Origin of the sequence: Bradyrhizobium sp. SPXBL-02 (genome assembly GCF_051853065.1) — a bacterium.
Taxonomy (GTDB): Bacteria; Pseudomonadota; Alphaproteobacteria; order Rhizobiales; family Xanthobacteraceae; genus Bradyrhizobium.
The window spans coordinates 1,159,590-1,179,358 of the sequence record NZ_CP182474.1 but is presented as its reverse complement, the minus strand read 5'-3'; the positions used below and the strand labels follow the sequence as shown (position 1 = coordinate 1,179,358).

Below are 19,769 nucleotides of genomic sequence, written 5' to 3'. Positions count from 1 at the left end.
TAAAATTGGACCTATCTCTCGATTTTGGTTGCTCTACAGCCTGATCGTACCGTCCGAGATTGCCGCATACGCCTTCTCGTCCAGCGCGACGTAGGCGCCGGATGTCGGGTCGAGCATGAACAGTGGATCGGATACCGCGGCCGGGGTAAATCCCTCTCGGGCGAGTTCGCCCTTCTTCTGCTTGAAGGTCTCGGTGGCATCGAGCTCGCCCGAGATGCGGATGAAGAGCGGGCGGGCGTAGACCGGAAGGCGCTGCGCCAGATGAGCGGGCAGCGCGCTGATGTCAAACCCCTCGTTCACGACGATGGCGCTCATGCCGGCCCGGCCGTCGGCGCCGGGAATGCTGACGCCAAAGGTGGTGGCATCGACCACGCCGGTGAAATCGCGCACGGCGTCGTTCACCTCGGAGGTCGCGACATTCTCGCCCTTCCAGCGGAACGTGTCGCCGATACGATCGACGAAATGGAAAAATCCCTTGTCGTCCATCCGCATCAGATCGCCGGTGCGGAACCAGGCATCGCCTTTGGCGAAGACGTCGCGCAGGATTTTCTTCTCGGTCTCACCCTCGTCGGTGTAGCCCTCGAACCGTCCCCCGCCCTCGTCCGCGGTGCCGATGCGGCCGATGGCTTCGCCGGCCTCGCCGCGGCTGCAGGCGATGCAGAAGCCCTCGTCATTGCGCAGCGGCGCGCCGCTATCGGGGTCGAGCTTGACGAGACTGGCAGGAAAGCGGTGCGCGAGCAGCGGCGGGATACGGCCGATCGCGCCTGGCTGGCCCTCGACGTTGAACAGCGAGAAATTGCCTTCGGTCGCGGCGTAGAATTCGAGGATGCGCGGAATGGCGAAGCGCGCCTGGAAATCCTCCCAGATGTCGCCGCGCAGGCCGTTGCCGCAGGCGAGCCGCAGGCGGTGCCGGTTTTCGTATTCCGAGGGCGCGGCCTTGAGCAGATAGCGGCAGAGCTCGCCGATATATTGAAACAGCGTGCAGTCGTGCTGGACGATGTCGGACCAGAAATGCGAGGCCGAGAATTTTTCCGCAATCACCACCGAGCCGCCGGCGGCCAGCATGCTGCACGGCGCGACGATGCCGCCGACCGAATGGAACAGCGGCAGACAATCGTACAGCCGATCCTGCGGCGTCGCGCCGGTGAGGCCGGCGAACCAAAAGCCCCAATTGAGGATACGGCGGTGGCTGATGCTGGCTGCTTTCGGCAGGCCGGTGGTGCCGGAGGTGTAGATCAGCAACGCACGGTCGTCGATGGTGACCTCGCCATGCTCCTCCGAAGCGAGCGGGCCGTCGTCAAAAACGGCAAGCGCGTCATCGATCGCGCGCTCGCCGCGGCCATCGCCATGCGTCCAGATTTTGGCCTGCGTCTTCAGATGAGGCGCCGCGCTGTCCAGCATCCCCGTCAGCGCATGCGCAACGATGAGATGCGACGGCTTTGCCACGTCGAGGCAGTGCGCGAGCGATGGCCCGACGAGCTTGGTGTTGATCAGCGCGACCACGCCGCCGACACGGCTGATGCCGAGCCAGGCCGCGACATAGTCGATGCCGTTCGGCATGATCAGCGCGACGGTGTCGCCCTTGGCAAGGCCGACCGAGCGCGCCCAGCGGGCGTAGCGGTTGATCCTCCTCGACAGGCCTTCGTAATCGAGGCTTGCCTCGTCCGCCACCAGCGCAACGCGGTTCGGTTGGCGCTGCGCCCAATCGTCGATGACGTCGGCGAACAGACGGCCCGGCAGCGTTTCGATCCGCGCCGTGAGCTCGATCGCCCTCAACCAGATCTTGGAAGCCGACGGTGCGCGCGCGGCTTTCGGCTGCTCGATGACGCCGGTGGTCATATTGTTCACTCTTTCGGGCGGTCTGCGGTTTCCGGCAGCTTAGCCCGCGCGCCCTGACCCAGGCGTTAAGAGACAAGGTAAAACCCGGTTAGGGCGCGATTAACCGTCGTCGGCAGCGCGCAGCCAAGGTCGCGCCCGCCGGCAGCGCGCCAACGGGTGTGATCAGGCTGAAAGAGCGATGAATGCAGAAGTCCTGGGCTCGCTTACCTAGTGCACCTTCTTGGGACGCCGGCGCGGCGGCGGCGATTCGTTGAAGGCGTAATAGGGATTGAGGTCGCAGGTCGCGGCAAGGCCCGAGGCCGTGGCGCGGCACTGCTCCAACGAGGTGAACGAGCAGTCGAAATAGTCACTGCCTCCGCCACCAGGGCCGCCACCGACGTAGCGGTGCATGCAGACGGGATAGGCCGGATCGTATCGCTGCGCGCTGGCATCCGCTGCGCCCAGCAGCGTGAAGATCGCGGTAAGAGTGAGGAATGACAAGCGCATGGGGAAATCCTCGAATAGTGACGTCGCTTCATATGACACATCATCTCGTCGTTCGCGACTGTTCCTCGGGCCAATTGACGTCAAGTTGAGTGGGACGCGCAGCGCCAGAGCCGATGCGCGCCGAACGGTTTGACGACCCGGGCGGCCCCCGGTCGGAACGATGCTGCGAAGCGGCGCTAGCCGCCGAGTCCCTGCAAGACGAGCCGGTTCAGCCGCGCCGCGAACGCTGCCGGGTCTTCCGGCAATTCGCCGTCCAGGATCTGCGCCTGTTCGAGCAGGAGCAGACTGAGATCGTCGACGACCGTCGAGCCAGCCTGCGCCTTGGTGACCGCGGTGACCAGCGGATGGCGCAGATTGATCTCGAGGATCGGCTTGGTCTTCATGCCGCGATTCTGCTGCGACAAGATGCGCTCGAGCTCGCGGCTCGGGCCCTGGCTGTCGGCGACGAGGCAGGAGGCCGAGCTGGTGAGGCGCGTCGAGGCCTTGACGTCGCTGACGCGCTCGCCGAGCGCGGCCTTGATCACGGCGATGGTGGTGGCTTCGTCCGCAGCCGGCTCGTCCTTCTTCGGCTCGTCCTTTTCGTCGATACGCGGGATCAGGTCGAGGTTGAGATCGCCCTGGCTCAGCGACTTCAGCGGCTTGCCCTCGAACTCCGAGGGCATCGAGGTCCAGAACGCATCGACGGGATCCGACAGCAACAGCACCTCGATGCCGCGCGCGGTGGCAGCTTCCAGCCGCGGATTGGACTTCAGCCGCTCGATGCTGTCGCCGACGAGATAGTAGATCTCGGTCTGGTTCGGCTTGAAATCGCCGATCACCTGCTTCAGCGACCGCTTCTCGCCTGACGTGGTGGTGAAGCGCGACAGCGCGAGCAGCTTTTCGCGGCGCTCGAAATCCTCGTAGATACCTTCCTTCAGCACCGCGCCGAAGGCGTCCCAGATCTTGGCAAAATTCTCCGGGTCTTTCTCGGCGAGGCTTTCCAGCTCGGACACCACCCGGGTTGCCACGGCTTTGCGGATCTGCGCCAGCTGCGGATTGTTCTGCAGCATCTCGCGCGAAATGTTGAGCGGGAGATCCTCGCTGTCGACGACGCCGCGGATGAAGCGCAGGTACCCCGGCAACAGGTCGGCGTCATCGGTAATGAAGACGCGCCGGACGTAGAGCTTTACCCGCCCCTTGCGGTTCGGCTCGAACAGGTCGAACGGCTTGGTCGAGGGCGCAAACAGCAGCACGGCGTAGGAGTAACGCCCTTCCGCGCGATAGTGCAGCGTCATCGCGGGATCGTCAAAGGCGGAGGCGGTCTGCTGATAGGCCTTCTTGTAGTCGTCAGCCGTCAGCTCGGATTTGGAGCGTTGCCACAACGCGCTCGCCGAATTGATCTGGCGCGGCTCGCCGTCTTCGGGCACCAGCTCGATCGGAAACAGGATGTTGTCGGAATAGGCGGTGACGATGCGCTCGATCTCGTAGGTCTCGAGATATTTCTTGGCGTCGTCCTTCAGGTGCAGGACGATCTCGGTGCCGCGCGTCACGCGCGCCGTCTCCTCGTCGCTGGCACGGGCGATCTCGAAGCCGGAGCCACCCTGGGAGCTCCAGGTCCAGACGTCGCTCTCGCCGGCGCGGCGGCTGATCACGACGATCTTGTCGGCGACCATGAAGGCGGAATAGAAGCCGACGCCGAACTGGCCGATCAGGCCGAGCCCGTCCTTGGCCTCTTTCAGCTTGGACACGAACGCCTTGGTGCCGGAGCGGGCGATGGTGCCGAGGTGGTCGATCAGCTCCTGCCGCTCCATGCCGATGCCGTTGTCGGCGATCGTGAGCGTCTTGGCCGTCTTGTTGGGAATGATGCGGATCTTGAGCGCGTCGCCTTCGCCCAGCAGGGCGGGACTTGCGATGGCCTCGTAGCGCAGCTTGTCGCAGGCATCGGAGGCGTTGGAGATGAGCTCGCGGAGGAAGATGTCGGTTTCCGAATAGACGGAGTGCACCATCAGGTGCAGCAGTTCGGAAACTTCGGCCTGGAAAGGCTGCGTATGCACAGCCGTATCTGACGTCGTCATGCGCTTACCCGGTCAAACAAAAGGGAGGGAACCCGGATATAGCGCGAGGCAACGGCGGATCAAGAGGATGTGAAGTCTGGGTCCGCCAAGCCACCCTGGCGGCGCGGGTCAGGTCACGCAGCGACCGGGCTGGAGCAGCCTTGCGACCTCGGTCAGGGAGCTGACCATCGGCTCACAGGCGATCGTCGGCTTGTTGCGGGGCTTCTTCTGGTTCTGGAGCAGCACCGGCGACTTGGCATTGCCGGTCTCGATGACGGCGGGGACCCTCAGCAGCACCGAAGTATCGGCGAGGTCGTTCAGGCGCATCGACACCGTCCGGGTGGGCACAGCTGCCGGCTTGATCTCGGCGAGCCGGTCTGCCTTGGCGACACGATTGACGTTGTGCCCCGGGGCGATGCTGGAGCTGTGGCTGGAGATGTCGGCGACCGCCTGCCAGCGGTCGGCGAGATCGTGGCCGGAGGCCAATTGCACGGCACCGAGCGTCGCGGCGATCGCGATGGCGCTCAAAAAAACCTTTTGAATCTGTGACATGGCTGTCGATCCCTCGCCCCATGGCGATCGCGGGAACAACTCCGCCGAAGGACCGGGGGTTCTTGGCCGTTACGATCACTTAACCGTGTGCGAAAAATGCAGCAGACCGGCAAAATATTTCGCGACGTGTGGAACGACTTTCGCGCACGGGAGTCGTCTCAGCAGCCGGCTATTCCCCCCTGCCCCATAAGCCGGCGACGTAGGGCGCGACTGTGGTGATGCCAGTCGCGCCTTACTTTTGTCTGGCGTCTACTTCGCCTTTGCCGGCGAGCCACTCGCGCCCTTCCCTATAGAGCTTCTCGACCTCAGTGCCGGTGAGGCCCGGCATGTCGCGCTTGACCTTGTAGCCGATCAGCTCCTGCATGTAGGCGAGGTGGCGGTAGCCTTCGGGGAGTGCAGCGAGCGCTGTCTGGTCGAGGCGAAGCGTCGCGGCGGGATCGACCGGATCGATCCGGTCTTTCTCGTAGATCGGCTGGCGACGGACGATGCCCCATTTGCCAATACCTGATGGGTCATGCCGCTTCTCCAGGAAATCGTAGAAGCGTCCGGTGCAGACGACGTCGCAGAGCACGTCGTGCACGAGGCCGCGCTGCGAGATCGTCATCTTGGTCTGCGCGATGGCCCGCTCGCCGGCGAGATCGATGCTGGTGCCACCGAGGAAATGCAGGATGCGCACCCCCTTGGCAAACCCCTCCTGGCTGACGCGCATGAAATCCCGCGCCGGCCCCTGAAACCAGGTCGCGGACATCCAGCCTCTTCGTGCCAGACAGTGGCAAAGCGCTCCCAATCGCCGGCATCGCGCCACACCGCCCAGTTCTCGACGAGGTCGCGGATGGCGAGACGGTCGAGGAGTTGCTGGTCCATGGGCCCGTCTCCGATTGGGCTGGTCGCACGCGCAGCTGCGGCATCAGCTATGGGCGGCGAATTCAGCGCCCGTCAAGCGGGCGGGCGGCATGAAAAATCCGGCGTGCCTCGCGGCACGCCGGACCAAACTCGCCAATAGGCAAGCCGCTAGCGCCCTGTTACGCCGCCGGCGCCTTCGGCGTACGGTTGCGCGAGTTGCGCTGGAAGAACAGGGCCTGGCTCGCCACCGCCGACACCATCGCGGGCTGGAACGGCTTTGAGATCAGGAACGCCGGCTCGGGACGCTCGCCGGTGAGGAAACGCTCCGGGTAGGCGGTGATGAACACCACCGGCACTTCGAAGGTGCGCAGCAGCTCGTTGACGGCGTCCAGGCCCGACGAGCCGTCGGCAAGCTGGATATCGGCGAGGATCAGGCCGGGCCGCCTGTTCTTGGCCAGCGCCACCGCATCGGCGTGGGTGCGGGCGACGCCGACGACGTTATGGCCGAGATTCTTCACGAGGCTCTCGAGATCCATGGCGATGAAGGTCTCGTCCTCGATGATCAGCACGTCGGTGGCGATCTCGGCGGCCATCTCGCGTCCGGCTGCGTCGGCAAGACGGCGCGTCTCGGCGACGTCGGTGCCGAGAATGAAGGCGACTTCCTCTTCGGAAAAGCCCTCGAGCGAGAGCAGCAGGAAGGCCTGTCGCGGCAGCGGGGTGATGTTCGACAGCCGCCGCTCCGGAGGCATCGGCAGGGTCGTCACCTCGGCATCGTCATTGATGGAGACCGAATTCCAGATCTGGGTGAACAGCCGGAACAGGCCGGCCCGGGGCCCATGGCTCTCGTCGAGCACCGAGGGATCGCCCAGCATGGCTTCCAACATGGCGGCGACATAGGCGTCACCGGAGGCCTGGCTGCCTGTCAGAGCCCGCGCGTACCGGCGCAACAGCGGCAAGTGTTCAGCAACTACCTGTGAACGGGACATCCCCACTCCATTCGTCTTCGGGCCAACCTTGAGGTCCAATCCTGAGGTCAGGCATCACGCGGGGGGCCCAGGTTCCCCTGCTGGGCTGTCTACGCCTCACCTCAACAAAAGTTCCGCCAAGCTGGGAACTTTTTGGCGCAGCTGGAATTGTGCCTATCCAGGGAACGGCTCCCGGTTGAGAAAACTTCTCGATTTTACAGTCACTTAACTCGGGGAAACGTGGAACAGGTCATGAAAGATCTCAAGTCTCAAGCCAGCAGAAGCACGACCCCCGGCAAGGGAGGCCTCACTCCGGAAATTCAATCCCGGATTGGGCACCAGTTGCGCGCCATGTACGACGATGTCGTACGACAGGGGGTTCCAGATCGGTTCGCAGAACTGATCAAGAAGCTTGATGCGCCGGGAGCGTCACCCCACGTGGAAAATGAGGGCGGATCCAACGACAACAACAATGGGAGGGATTAATGCCTCTCACGGACTCCCTGCGTAACGACATCTTGGCGGCCGTGCCCAGTCTGCGCGCCTTCGCCATCTCGCTCAGCGGCAATGCGGACCGCGCCGACGATTTGGTCCAGGAGACGCTGCTGCGCGCGCTCGCCAACATCGACTCGTTCCAGCCCGGCTCCAACCTGCCGGCCTGGCTGTTCACGATCCTGCGCAACCTGTTCCGGTCCGACTACCGCAAGCGTCGGCGCGAGGTCGAGGATGCCGAAGGCAACTATGCCAAGACGCTGAAGACCCAGCCTTCGCAGAATGCGCATCTCGAATTCGAGGAGTTTCGCACCGCGCTCGACAAGCTTCCACAGGATCAGCGTGAAGCCTTGATCCTGGTCGGCGCGTCCGGTTTCTCCTATGAGGACGCGGCCTCGATCTGCGGCTGCGCGGTCGGCACCATCAAGAGCCGCGTCAACCGCGCCCGCTCGAAGCTCGCCGCGCTGCTCTATGTCGACGGCGCCGAGGATTTCGGCCCGGACGAGACCGTGCGAGCCGTGATCGGCGGCAGCGGCGGCTGACCCGCCGGCGTCAATCGAACGGGACGAGAGGAAGACGGCCGTTTCCACGGCCGTCTTCGCGCGCGCGTCCGACGCCGATGGCATCGGGCTCACGGCGCGCGATCACACATCCACGAAGGTCGCGGTCTCGGCCACGCTCGCCCGCGAGGTGCGGTAGCTGTTGACCTTGTGCGCATGGTCCGCATAGCCGAACGAGATGCCGCAGACGACGCGGCGGTCGCCGGGCAGATCGAAGTGGCGGCGGATCAGTCCCGAATGCCGCGCCAGCGCGGCCTGCGGAATGGTGCCGAGCCCGAGCGCCTGCGCCGCCAGCATGAAGTTGGAGACATAGGCGCCGCAATCGATCGCACCATAGATGCCGAGCGGCTCGTTGGTGTGGATGATGGCGACATGCGGTGCGCCGAAGAAATTGTAGTTCTCCAGCGCCTGCTTGGCGTAGGCCGCCTTGTCACCGCGGGCGATGCCGAGCGTGTTGTAGAGCTGGAAGCCGCTCTCGCGGCGGCGATCGAGATAGACGCCGGCATATTCGCGCGGTGGCGTGAAGTCGTAATCATCGCCGAGACCCTTCGAGGCTTCGGCGTAAATCGCCTTGCGAAAGCGCTCCTTGGCCTCGCCGCTGGCGATGATGATCTGCCAGGGCTGGCTGTTGCACCAGGACGCCGTGCGCTGCGCGGTCGCCAGCACGTGCTCGATGATGGCGCGATCGACCTCCTTAGGGAGAAAGGCGCGAACGGAGTAGCGCTCGTTGAGGAGCTCTTCGAGCACGCCGATGCGGTCGTTTTGTTTCACTTGTGCGTCCATCACTCAGCTCGCCCTTTTTTCTTCTGGTTGGGCAATGGCGCCAGGCGCCGTACCCCTCGGCCATACTTACCTCGATGCACCTGCATATGGTAGGCGTGCTTCGCTTTGCCCACCCTGCGGGAGGCGGTGACGGCGACCATTACTTGGTCAGCAGGGCATAGGCGCCGGTCCAGCCCTCCGGCGGCGGCTCGATCTGGAAATCCTTGATCCGCGCCTCGTAAAGCCTGAACAGCTTCTCCAGCGTGTCGGCGTCCTCGCTCTTGCGGCCGCGCTCGATCGCGTCCAGCGCGCCCTGCCAGTCGCGGCTACGGTAGCAACCGAGCATCTCGATGGTGATGTTGCGCAGGCGCTGGAACGCGGCCGAATGCATCACGTCCTCGCGGCCGGCGATGGCGTAGATCACTTCCGGCTCGGACTTGCCCTTGACCATGATGAAGTCGAGCTCGAGGATCGCGAACTTTTCCTTGGCGGCGAGCGCGGTGCGCGAGCCCACGATGATCGGGAAGCCGTATGCCTTCGACTGGCCCTCGAGGCGCGAGGCCAGGTTCACGCTGTCGCCGAGCACCGAATAGTTCTTCTTCAGGTCGGAGCCCATGTTGCCGACCACGCCGATGCCGGTGTTGAGACCGATCCCGACATTGAGCGGGATGTAGACGTGGCCGCCGTCGGCGGCTTCCTGCTCGCGCTCCTTGTTGACCTCGTCGATCTGCTCCAGCATCTGGATCGCGGCTTCGCAGGCGTTGATCTCGTGCTCGGCATCGTCGAGCGGCGCGTTCCAGAACGCCATGATGGCGTCGCCCATGTACTTGTCGATGTAACCCTTGCGCTCGATGATCACGTCGGTCAGCGGCGTCAGGAAGCGGTTCATCAGCGCGATCAGCCCTTGTGGATCGTGCTTGTAGCTCTCCGAGATCGTGGTGAAGCCGCGCACGTCGGAGAACATGATCGTCATCTCGCGCTCCTCGCCGCCGAGCACGAGCTTTTCCGGCGATTGCGCCAGCTGCTCGACCAGCACCGGCGACATGTATTGCGCGAACTGCCCGCGGATCTGCACGCGCTGGCGCTGCTCGCGCACGAAGCTGGCGAAGATCAGCGTCAGATAGACCGCGGTGGTCGACAGCAGCGGATAGGTGAAGTCGATGAGCTGGCGGTGCTGCACGTAGAAGAACCAGGACACGCCGACCAGGATGGCGGCGAAGGCCCCACCCGCAAGCACCAGGCGGACGGGGCCGAGATTCGGCGTGAAGATGATGACGAGCAGGCCGATCACCAGCGCCGTGATCAGCTCGATCCCGAGCGCGTAGTTCGGCTGCGAGATCACTGCGCCGCTGAGCACGCTCTCCAGCACCTGGGCATGGATCTCGACACCCGGCATGGTCGCGGACACCGGCGTCGTCTTGATGTCGTTGAGCCCGGCCGCGGAGGTCCCGACCAGCACCAGCTTGCCGGCGAACTTGCTCGGCGACGCGCTGTTGTCGAGCACGTCGGCCGCGGAGACGTAGATCGAAGGATCCCTGCGGGCATAGTGCACCCAGAACTGGCCGTTCTTGTCAGTGGGGATCTCGACGCCCTTGAGGCGCACGGCCCGCACGCCGGTCTTGTCGGTCCTGATCAGCAGCGTCGGTGTCCCCGTGACGACGCGCAGGATCTCGAGGCTGAGCGATGGCATGATGTTGCCTTGGGCACGCATGACCATCGGCACGCGGCGGATGAACCCGTCGCGCTCCTTTCTGATCGAGAACAGGCCGCGGCCGGCGGCCGCCATTTCGATCACCGGCACGTTGCGCAGCAGGCCTGGAAATTCGAACAGGAAGCGGTCGGCGCCCTCCTCCCCGACCGTCGCCACGCCCGTGAGCGGAAGTGACTTGTCGGGCTCGGCCAGGATATCGGGCAGACCCGTCTCGCCCAGCACCACCCGCGAGCGCTTGATCGCCTCGGCGAGGATCTGGTCGTTGGTCGGCAGCCCGCGCAGCTTGGCGCGCGTGGCGTCGTCGAGATAGCGCATCTGGCCCGCGACCAGATCCGGATTGAGTCGGTCGGGCTCCGAAAACACCACGTCGAAGCCGATCGCCACCGCGCCGTTGTTGGTGAGGCTCTGGATCAGATCGGCGATCCGCGTCCGCGGCCACGGCCATTGCCCGAGCTTGGCGAGGCTCTTGTCGTCGATGTCGACGATGGTGACCGGCCGCGCCGTCTTGTGCCTGGGATCGATCAGCTGGAACATGTCGAAGGTGCGCAGCCGCAATTCCTGGATCGGCGGCGGATCCCAGAGGCGCGCAACGGCGAATAGAACCAGCAGCGCAAGGCACATCAGCCGCGCAAAGCCGAGCTTCCGCGCAAACCACCGCCGCAGGATCCTCAGACGTTTCATGCCAGCCGAACTTCCCGCCCCGCACCACGCCGGGCGCACCGATCATGGAGCCTCGGCCCGCGATTGGCTATTCCCTGACGGTGGTAGACGGTGAATTTTTTGCCGCGGTCAAGCTACGCGCCTGTTGGCCGATAGGACCCGCACGTCCTCACGTGACATGCGTGCCGAAGATGAAATCGCTGGCCTGGAGATTTGCGGCGACCACGTTCTTGAGCAGGAGCGACTCGTGCTCCTGTATCAGTCCGGATTGCTGCGAGACCTCCTGATTCCAGGTGATCAGGGTGTCGCCATTTTGCTGCTGGGCGATGGCGAGGTCGCCCTTGCAGCCGACGTCGGAGAACTGCCGCAGATCGATCTTGTCGAGCCCTACCTTGAAATCGGTGATCGTGTGGGAGAAATCGGTGACGGGTTGCCCGTTGTCGTCATACAACAAGCCCGGCGCGAACACGAACTGATCCTTGCCCTCGCCGCCTGTCAGCGTGCTGTTCGTATCGGTCGCGAAGATGACGTCCTTGCCGCTGGTGCCTTCCAGGGCAACGGCCTGGCTGGTGTCGCCGGCCTCGTGGAAGATGAAATGGACGGTGTCGAACAGCCCCGTGGCCTGGTCCGTCACAGTCAGCGTGATCTGCTCGATGTCCGGCGGCTGGGCTTGAGGATCGGAGCTGGCCGCTGTCGGATTGTAGGTGGCGCCGGTCTCGAAACCGAGGTTGATCTCCTCGAGCGAGCCCGACGCCGGATAGAAGTCCACCTGACTAAGACCTGGATGCGCCGTCGACATGGTGACGCTGAAGTCGTGGTCCGCCGAGCCGGTGACCATGAGATCGGTGATGATGTCGGAGTTGTTCTCGATGATATGCTCGACCTGGAAGCTCTCGGTGTTGATCACCGGGCCGTCGGCGGGAGCAGTCACTTCCGTGCCGATGGTGGTGAGATCCTGCGAGACCGGAGTCTCACCGCCGGTGCCGGTCACTGAAAGATCGATTGTCGCGGTCGACAGATCAGTCGTGATGGCGCCGGTATAGGTGTCGTCGAGCGCGTGGACTCCCAGCGCGCCCGGCGTCCCGGAAAGGCCGTTGGCGGGCACGAACCGGATCAGCGTATCGGGGCCCAGCACCAGCGCGTTCGTGTTGCTGACCGACCCGATATCGACCCATTGATCCGTGCCGGCGAGCTCGTACTGCCAGACGCCCTGCGCTGCGGTGGCGGCGTCGGAGGTCACCGCGAGGGCTTTGAATGTCGCACCGGTGTCGGCGTCGTGGAACTTGTCCGTGAACAGGCTGCTGATCGCAGCTCCGCTCGGATCGCTGTCGTTGCCGGCGACGGAAGCCAGCGTCGCATCATCGAGCGTCGGCGCGTCGTTGCTGCCCACGATGTCGATCGTGACGGTGCTGCTGGTGCCGGCGCCATCGGCATCCGACGGGATGATCGTGTATTGCAGCGACAGGGTCTGGCCGGCGGCGAGGAAATCGAAGTCCTCCCCCTGCGAGTTGAAGGTCCAGGTGAACTGCGCGTGGGTGGCGGTGCCGTTCAGGATATCGGCGGCCGGAACGGTCAGATAGTTCAGTAGATCGGTGTTCGACAGCCCGCCGACGTCGTCGGTCTGCAACACACCGTCAAGATAGACCGAGAGGTGATCGCGCGCGACGCTCACATGATCGGTGGCGTCCGCGTCGGACAGGGTCAGCGTGCCGGTCTTGTCCAGCCCCGCATTGGTCTCGTCCAGAGTCGCGCCGGCGCTGTCGCCGCTTGCGACCGTGATCACCGGCGCGTCGTTCTTGCCGGTGATGGTGACCGTCACCGCGGCCGTATCGGTCTTGCCCTGATGGTCCGCCAGCGTGATGGTGGAGACCACCGTCACGGTCTGGCCTTCGCCGAGGAAATCCAGCGCGCTGTCGGCGATCGAATAGCTCCAGCCGATCGCGCCGTTGTTCTTGTTGCCGGTCGCAGAGAGCGTCAGCGCCTGCTCCAACGCGGTGATTTCGTCCGGCGACAGCGTCAACTGCGTGGTGTGGTCGGCGTCGAGCCAAGTCAAGGCATACGCGACGTTCGTCACCGTCGGACGATCGGTGAGGTCGATGTCGGTGAAATGGATCGCGCCCGTCCCACCCGAGACCGGATCGAGCGTCGGATCGCCGGTGGTGCTCTCGAGCTCGGAGAAGCTCACGCTCGGCGAGGCCTCTGCCGCGGTGAAGACCGGTGCATCATCATCCGCATTGAACGTGATCAGGGTGCCGCCATGGCCGTCGCTGCTGCCGGCGAAATGGGCGTTGCTGTAGTCGGCACCGGTCAGATTCAGATCGATGTGGTTGCCATCGGCGTCGGTGACCGTCAGCACGCCTCCGGTCGCAGGGTCGGCATTGGCGACATAGACCGCACTGGTGCCGAGACCGTACTTGATCGTGGACAGGTCGATCGTGTCGCCCGCGGACAGCCCCGCGATCGATCCGCCGAAGGACGACGTATCGATCTGAAGCGCGGCGCCATCACCGGCGAGCGTGACCGTTTGCGTGACCGTGCCTTCGAGCTTCAGGAGCGCGCCGGCATCGACGGTAACCGACCCCGCGCCGGACAGCGAGCCGAACAGCGTCAGGATCCCGGCGTTGACCTCGATCGTACCGGCGTTGGTGATGGCGCCGGAGATCGTCGCCGTGCCCCAGCTGTCGATCTCATGATAGTTCGCAATGCTCAGGCCGGTCCCGGCAATCGAGGCCGCATCGAGCAGGTCGATATCGCCCTCGTTGACGATCGACGACAGGCTGCCGAACACGCTGGTGCCGGAGACGGTCCAGATGCCGCCCGCGTTGTTGTTGAAGGTGGCCGTGGCGACGGAGATGTTGCCATTGATGTCGCCAGAGTTGTTGATCGTGATGGCGCCGCCGGTCTCGACGATCGCATAGGTCGTCGAGGTCACGCTGGATGCGTCCGCAGCACCGATCGTGCCGGAATTGTCGATCGTCGCCGTGCCGGTCGCGTTCTCCTGGATGTAGATCGCTGCGTGACCGGTGGGAGCCGAGATCGAGCCGGAATTGGTGATGTGCGTCGAGCCGGTCGCGCCGGCCCCATTCTGCGTGACGCTGATGCCGGCGAAGCTCGTGCTGCCGATGTCGCCATGATTGACGATGGTGACGTCGCCGGCGCCGGTGGCGAGGGCAGCCACGCCGACCGCCCCGGAGGCCGAACCGTCATTGGTGATGCTGACGTCGCCGCCGCCATGATCGAACGCCGCGATCGCGGTGCCTGCGGCGGAGATCTGTGAATTCTGGCCGGTCGCGACGGTGATGTCGCCAACACCCCAGGTGAACGCCTCGATGCCATAGCCGGCAGCCGCGGTGATGTTCGCATCGCTGTTGACGACTACGTCGCCGTTGACCGCGTTCGAGAATGTGCCGTTTCCGCCGGGCTTGTAGCCGGCGATGATCGCGCCCGGCGTGGTGCCGTCGTTGTTGAGCGTGGTGCCGGAATGAATCGTGCCGTGTGCTTCGACCGAGATCGTGCTCGCAACGCCGGCGGCAATGGCCGTCGCAAAATTGACGGCCACGATGCCGGAGCTGCCGGAGGTGATGCTGTCGCCGTTCGCCAGGGTGACGCTGATGTCGCCCTGGTCGATGCTGTGGGCCCTGATGCCGCAGCTCGCCGCACCCGAGATCGTGACATTCTCGCCGAGCGTGACCGTGACGTCACCGGTGCCGCCGCTCAATGCTGCGGCGTTGATTCCCATGCTCTGCGCCCCGGACACCGAGATCGTGGTGCCGGCGAAGCTGGTCACCGAGACGTCGCCGCTCCCGTAATTATAGGCGTTGATGCCGTAACCGGCCGCGGCGGTGATGTTGCCATGGTTGTTGACGACCACCGAGCCGTTGACGCCGGTATTGGCGTGGGTGCCACTGGTGGCGCCGGTGTAGCCGGCTTCGATGCCGGCCGGAACATTGCCGGCCAGGTTCGGGCTGCTTCCCGAATTGATCGTGCCGTAGCTGGTGACCGTGACGCTGCTATCGGCCGCAGCGTTGATCGATGTCGCGCGATTGACGGCGACGATGCCCGAGCTGGCCGACGTAACGATGCTGCCGGCCTCCGTCGTGACGGTCTGGCTGCCGCTGCCATAGCTGCGCGTCCGGATGCCGTAGATGGAGCCGCCGGTGATCGAGCCACCGGCGTCAATGTCGATGTCGCCGTGGCCCAGCGTCGCTGCATCGATGCCATACGCGCCGCCCGCCGCGCCGCCGAGCTGAGTGATCGAGATGTCGCCGCTATTGGCAGCGTTCAAATTCTCGACGAGAACGCCGACCGAATTCGTGCCGGTGCCGGTCGCCTTGCCGGTGAGATTGTTGACGGTGACGTCGCCGGAGCCGGTCGCACTGTCGCGCAGCGTGATGCCGTTGCCGGCGAGGCCCGTGATGTCCTTGGTTGCGGTCAACGAGACGTCGCCGGCGCCGTTCTGGGTGACGACGAGCCCGCTGGCCGCGCCGGTCAGTGCGCCGGTTGGCGTCAGAATGACGTCGCCATGGTTGCCGCTGGTTCCGCCGGATGCAGCGAGCACGAGCGCGTCGCCGCTCGCGCTGGCGATATCGGCATCACCGGTGACGGTGAAGGTACCGCCGGTCGAGGCCCCGGCCGTAATGGTGCCGGTGAAGTCATGGCTCGTGGCATCGAGCCGGAGCGTGTTGGTACCGCCGGCAAAGGTGACGGTCTGCGCATCCGCGCCGCCCAGCGCGAGTGTCGCGCCGTCGTCGACGAGCAGCGTCCCGACGCCGGTGATGCCGCCAGCGAGGTTCAGCGTGCCGGCCTGCACCTCGATCGTGCCGGTGTTGGTGACCGCGCCCGTGATCGTGCTGCTGCCGGAGACGCCGTAGAGATGACCGGCATTGCTCAGGGTGCCGCCGTTGATCGAGACGTCGGTCAGATAGAGCTTCGAGGCGCCGTCGACCGCGATCGTACCGCCGGCATTGCTGACGGTCGCGGTCGCGAGCTTGAGGATGCCCCCGCCCGCCGCCTCGATCAGCCCGAGATTGGTGATGGCATGAAGCAGGCCGGGATCGATCGTCAGCGTGCCGCTGGTCACGGAGATCGTGCCGGTGTTGTTGAGGTCGGCGCCGTCGACTGCGCTCGTGCCGGTCGATTCCAGCGTGCCCGCGATCGTCACCGTGCCGCCGCTGATGGTCGAACCGGCGAGATCGAGCGACGAGCCCGATGCGACCGACACGGTGCCGCCGGTGTTGGTCACCGTCATCGCAGTCAGCTTCAGCGTGCCGCCGTTGATCGCGGCCAGCGTGCCGGTGTTGGTGACGGCCTGATGGTCGATATCGAGCTCGGCGCCGTTGGCGCGGAGGGTGCCGGCATTGGCAATGGCGGCCGAGGTCGTGGCGGCGAGCGTCAACACGCCGCCGATCGCCTCGATCAGGCCGTTGTTGGTGATGGACGCATTGGTGACGGTGCTGGCGCCGGACGAGGCCAGCGTACCGAGCACGTTAAGCTGGCCGCCGGTGACGCTCGCGCCCGAGAGCGTCAGTTTCTTGCTCGCATCGATCTTGACGGTGCCGCCATTTGCGATCGCGGTCCCCGCAACGGTGACATCGTCGAGCGTCAGCGTCACCCCGCTTCCGACGGTGACGGCGCTCGTGCTCAATGTCGCCCCGCCGTCGATCCTGCTGGCGCCGGTGACGTCTATGTTGCCGCCACCGTCGATCATGCCGCCGCTGATGGTTGCGCCGCTGATCGACAGCTTGCCCGAGGCATCGACCGTGACGTGGCCGGCGTTGGCGACGCTGGATCCCTGGTCGATCGTCAACCAGCCATTCGCCAGTACCCTGATCGTGCCGGCGGAGGTGTTGGAGACCGTCTCATTGGCAAATTCGACCGTGCCCTCGACGTTGACCGTACCGGAATTGGTCAATGAGCCGTTCTCGATCAAGCTGGCGCCGTCGAGTTCCAATGTCCCGAGAATCGTGACCGTGCCGCCGTGGACGGCCGCATTGTCCACGATCAGCGTCGTGCCCGCGTCAGCCTTCAGCGTGCCGCCGGCATTGGCAATGTCGGCCAGCATCTTCAAGGTGCCGCCCGACAGCTCCAGCGTGCCGGAATTGGTGATCGTGGTACCGGCAGCGAAATCGCCGCCGCCTGCGAGCGTCAAGTGGCCCGCATTGGTGAGCACGCTCGTGTCCAATATCTCGGCCTTGCCGCCGACCGACATCGTGCCGGTCGCGGCGTTGGTGAGGATCGAGTCCGCGCTCATGTTGAGCGCACCGGCAATAGTCAGCGAGCTCTGGTTGATCAGCTTCGGCGGCGGGCCGCCGAAATCGTTCATCGTCAGCGATTTCGCATAGGCGGCCGCATCGATCGTCACCGGATAGGACGGCGTCAGACCGTGCAGCTGATCGGTGATGACAATGACGTCGTCATCGATGGTCGGGACGGTCCCGGTCTCCCAATTGGCCGCGTCCTTCCAGAAGCCGCCGGAGGGCGCGCCCGCCTTGTCGGTCGCGATCCAGACCACGGCGGGCGCGTCGGTGCCGGTGATCGTGACCGTGATCGTCTGCTGGGCCGTCGCGCCTTGCGAGTCCGTGACGGTGACGGTGTAGACCAGCGTCAGCACCACGCCCTTCGGGATGAAGTCGGCGAGATAGACCGGGAGATCGGCCAGTGACCAGTTGATGGTGCCGGTGCCGTCACCGGTGCTGTCGGCGCCCGCAGCGATCGCGACCGACATCGCGCTCTGGAATGCCGCGAGCGGACCGGGCGGAACGGTGCCGCCGGGCAGGGTCGCGCTGGTCAGCGCCACCGACACCGTATGCTTGTCGGTGAGATCGACGTCATCGAAGCTCAGCGTGCCCGAGGTCGGAACGTCGCTGGTGAGCGGGCCACCCGGCACGCTGGTGCCGCCTTCGAAAGTGATGACGGGAACGTCGGTGGTGACCACCGGCTTGTCGTTCGTTCCCGTGATCGTGATCGTGATCGGGATGAACTTGGACTCGGGGTTCACCGAGAAATTGGTGTCGACGCGGACCATGTAGGTCAGCGTCAGGGTCTCGCCGGCCGCGAGGAAATCGAAGACCTTGTCCGGGATCGTGTAGGTCCAGACCGCCGAGCCGTTATTGTTGTTGGCGGGGTCGGCGACGACACTGATCTGAATCTGCGTCGCCGCGATGTCCTGCTTCTGCAGCGCGGTGAGCGAGCCGGTGACATCCTGCTGGCCGGCGCTCTTGTAGACGTAGTTCGGCGCCTCGGCGAGGCTCACGCTCACCGTCGGCAGGTCGCCGAGGTTTTGATCGAGGAATCTGATCAATCCGGAAATCGTGTCGGCGTGCGTATCGCCCGTGGTGTCCGCCCGTTCGGTCAGCGCGAACGCCGTCTTCACGTTGCCGCCGAGGTCGAAGCTTTGCGCGATCGGCTGACCGGGAATGCGGCCGGGCGTCGGCGTCGACGTGGTCGGGCCTTCCTGCGTCTGCGGATTGAGATTGACGAAGGTCGCGGTGACGATCGGACCGGACCCCGACTTGAGCACCACCTCATGGCCGAACGGCGTGATCGTGTCGGTGTAGTTCGTGGTCAGCTTGGTGTTGGTGTTGTTGTCGGTGAACTTCAGCGTGAACACGTCCGTGATCAGCTTCTGCACATCGGGCGACATCAGTGCATTGGTGACCGAGACGTTGCCGCCGCTGATCTGGATCATCTGGCCGGCCTGGTTGACCGTCGCGATCGGCAGCAGCGTGACCTTGTCGAACAGGATGTAGGAGCCGGTCGTGCCGTTCGGCTCGACCAGCACCTGGAAGCTCGCCTGCGGCTGCGGATCGCCGCCGCCGGCGGGAACGACGAAGTTGATCTGTGTCAGCACCGCCGTGCCGCGGATGCCCATGGTGGCGACCGGCGTGTCGACCTTCATGTCGCCGTGCTTGGCGGTTTCGCCGGCGACGAAGGTGATGGTGCCCGCGACCAGGCTGAGCAGCGAGGAATTGTTCGACCCGTTGGGGTCGTAGACCATCTCGTTCAGCACCATCCGCGCATTGGAGGACAAGCCGAACACGGTGCCGTCGATGAAGGTGATGCCGAGCGTCGAATCGGCGCCGGTCGAGACCACGTCGCCCTTCTCGACGTTGTCGCCGTTGTTCAGGATCACCGAGACGCCGTTGCGGATGGCGGTCGCGCTGCCCACGAGCTTGGTGACGTGACCGATGACCTGGGCCGCACCGGCGCCGGGCGCGGCCTGGGCGACCTGGACGTGGCCGGTGAGGGCGTTGACGACGTCGCCGCCGAGGTGGGCGCCGTCGGGCGAAGCGATCGCGGCGCGCTTGTCGCCCCTGAAATAATCGTGAACGACGAACTCGTGACCGTCGTGCGACAGCACGAGGTCGAGCCCGGCACGCTTGAACTCGCCGTTGAAGATCAGATTGGCGTCGGGAACGACGAATGCACCGTCGGGCACATGGCCATGCGCCTTGGCAATGAAGGGCTTGGCGGCAAAGGAATCGACGTGGACAAAGACGGGCGAGTTGGAACTCTGGCCGTCCAAAGACGTCGCGGCGTCAAATTTGCCAGCGTAATTCAACCGGGCACCGTAAAAAGGGTTAAAATTTATGTAAGTATCGACGACCTAAGCTTGCTTAGCATTACCAAGTCCTTAGCGAAACCATCTATTGCTTGTGTGATTTCGCGTCACTTGACCGTAAGAGCCTGCGCCGGGCGGTGCATTCCCAGAGGAGCGGAAGTCATATTCCAAGAATTCGGAAGTCGAAACAGGGTTAGATGCACGCATTTCCCGCCGTCCCAAGTCATTCGAAGTAAAGCTGGTAGAACAGATACTTGCGTCATCTTTTGTTCGTGATGCCCTGCAACATCCTGCGGCAAATACGGC

The 19,769-nt window shown here is 64.6% G+C and carries 10 protein-coding genes and 1 pseudogene; 2 read left to right on the top strand and 9 right to left on the bottom strand.

Annotated features, from left to right (window positions below):
• Positions 1–33 precede the first annotated feature (33 nt).
• The 6 genes and pseudogenes from ACNJYD_RS05505 to ACNJYD_RS05480 all read right to left on the bottom strand — a co-directional run bounded on the left by ACNJYD_RS05505 (position 34) and on the right by ACNJYD_RS05480 (position 6,739).
• Entirely contained in the window at positions 34–1,848 is a 1,815-nt protein-coding gene (locus ACNJYD_RS05505) for a long-chain-acyl-CoA synthetase (RefSeq protein WP_212254057.1), read from the bottom strand.
• A 198-nt stretch (positions 1,849–2,046) separates the two neighbouring features.
• Positions 2,047–2,325, bottom strand: a complete 279-nt coding sequence (locus tag ACNJYD_RS05500; RefSeq protein ID WP_172785032.1) for a DUF3551 domain-containing protein — start codon at positions 2,323–2,325, stop codon at positions 2,047–2,049.
• 176 nt (positions 2,326–2,501) lie between these two features.
• Complete coding sequence (htpG, locus tag ACNJYD_RS05495) at positions 2,502–4,379, bottom strand: molecular chaperone HtpG (RefSeq protein ID WP_439365618.1); 1,878 nt, start codon at positions 4,377–4,379, stop codon at positions 2,502–2,504.
• 108 nt (positions 4,380–4,487) lie between these two features.
• The gene (locus ACNJYD_RS05490; RefSeq protein WP_172785034.1) at positions 4,488–4,910 is read right to left on the bottom strand and encodes a hypothetical protein; all 423 of its coding nucleotides are present in this window, start codon (positions 4,908–4,910) and stop codon (positions 4,488–4,490) included.
• Positions 4,911–5,142: 232 nt separating this feature from the next.
• Positions 5,143–5,774, bottom strand: a pseudogene (locus ACNJYD_RS05485) (nuclear transport factor 2 family protein).
• Between the two features lie 158 nt (positions 5,775–5,932).
• On the bottom strand, positions 5,933–6,739 hold the full coding sequence (locus tag ACNJYD_RS05480; protein WP_172785067.1) for a response regulator: 807 nt from the start codon (positions 6,737–6,739) through the stop codon (positions 5,933–5,935).
• Positions 6,740–6,970: 231 nt separating this feature from the next.
• Here ACNJYD_RS05480 and ACNJYD_RS05475 point away from each other — a divergent pair, with 231 nt between their 5' ends.
• On the top strand, positions 6,971–7,204 hold the full coding sequence (locus ACNJYD_RS05475) for a NepR family anti-sigma factor (protein ID WP_025032292.1): 234 nt from the start codon (positions 6,971–6,973) through the stop codon (positions 7,202–7,204).
• A complete protein-coding gene (locus ACNJYD_RS05470) occupies positions 7,204–7,752 on the top strand; it encodes a sigma-70 family RNA polymerase sigma factor (RefSeq protein ID WP_018316216.1) in 549 nt (182 codons plus the stop codon). The genes ACNJYD_RS05475 and ACNJYD_RS05470 overlap by 1 nt, the downstream gene beginning before the upstream one ends.
• Positions 7,753–7,854: 102 nt before the next feature.
• On the opposite strand, the gene ACNJYD_RS05465 is transcribed toward ACNJYD_RS05470, so the two are convergent.
• From ACNJYD_RS05465 to ACNJYD_RS05455, 3 genes are all read right to left on the bottom strand, one after another.
• Positions 7,855–8,553 carry a nitroreductase gene (locus ACNJYD_RS05465; RefSeq protein WP_212254054.1) on the bottom strand — a complete coding sequence of 233 codons (699 nt, stop codon included), beginning with the start codon at positions 8,551–8,553 and terminating at the stop codon, positions 7,855–7,857.
• A 139-nt stretch (positions 8,554–8,692) separates the two neighbouring features.
• Positions 8,693–10,924 carry a CHASE2 domain-containing protein gene (locus tag ACNJYD_RS05460; protein ID WP_172785069.1) on the bottom strand — a complete coding sequence of 744 codons (2,232 nt, stop codon included), beginning with the start codon at positions 10,922–10,924 and terminating at the stop codon, positions 8,693–8,695.
• Positions 10,925–11,072: 148 nt separating this feature from the next.
• The gene (locus ACNJYD_RS05455) at positions 11,073–19,340 is read right to left on the bottom strand and encodes a VCBS domain-containing protein (RefSeq protein ID WP_439367414.1); all 8,268 of its coding nucleotides are present in this window, start codon (positions 19,338–19,340) and stop codon (positions 11,073–11,075) included.
• Positions 19,341–19,769: the final 429 nt, after the last annotated feature.

Coding starts and splice junctions, on each gene's coding strand:
- ACNJYD_RS05500 (WP_172785032.1), bottom strand. CDS start 2,325: ATGCGCTTGTCATTCCTCACTCTTACCGCGATCTTCACGCTGCTGGGC.
- htpG (WP_439365618.1), bottom strand. CDS start 4,379: ATGACGACGTCAGATACGGCTGTGCATACGCAGCCTTTCCAGGCCGAA.
- ACNJYD_RS05475 (WP_025032292.1), top strand. CDS start 6,971: ATGAAAGATCTCAAGTCTCAAGCCAGCAGAAGCACGACCCCCGGCAAG.
- ACNJYD_RS05480 (WP_172785067.1), bottom strand. CDS start 6,739: ATGTCCCGTTCACAGGTAGTTGCTGAACACTTGCCGCTGTTGCGCCGG.
- ACNJYD_RS05465 (WP_212254054.1), bottom strand. CDS start 8,553: ATGGACGCACAAGTGAAACAAAACGACCGCATCGGCGTGCTCGAAGAG.
- ACNJYD_RS05470 (WP_018316216.1), top strand. CDS start 7,204: ATGCCTCTCACGGACTCCCTGCGTAACGACATCTTGGCGGCCGTGCCC.
- ACNJYD_RS05460 (WP_172785069.1), bottom strand. CDS start 10,924: ATGAAACGTCTGAGGATCCTGCGGCGGTGGTTTGCGCGGAAGCTCGGC.
- ACNJYD_RS05490 (WP_172785034.1), bottom strand. CDS start 4,910: ATGTCACAGATTCAAAAGGTTTTTTTGAGCGCCATCGCGATCGCCGCG.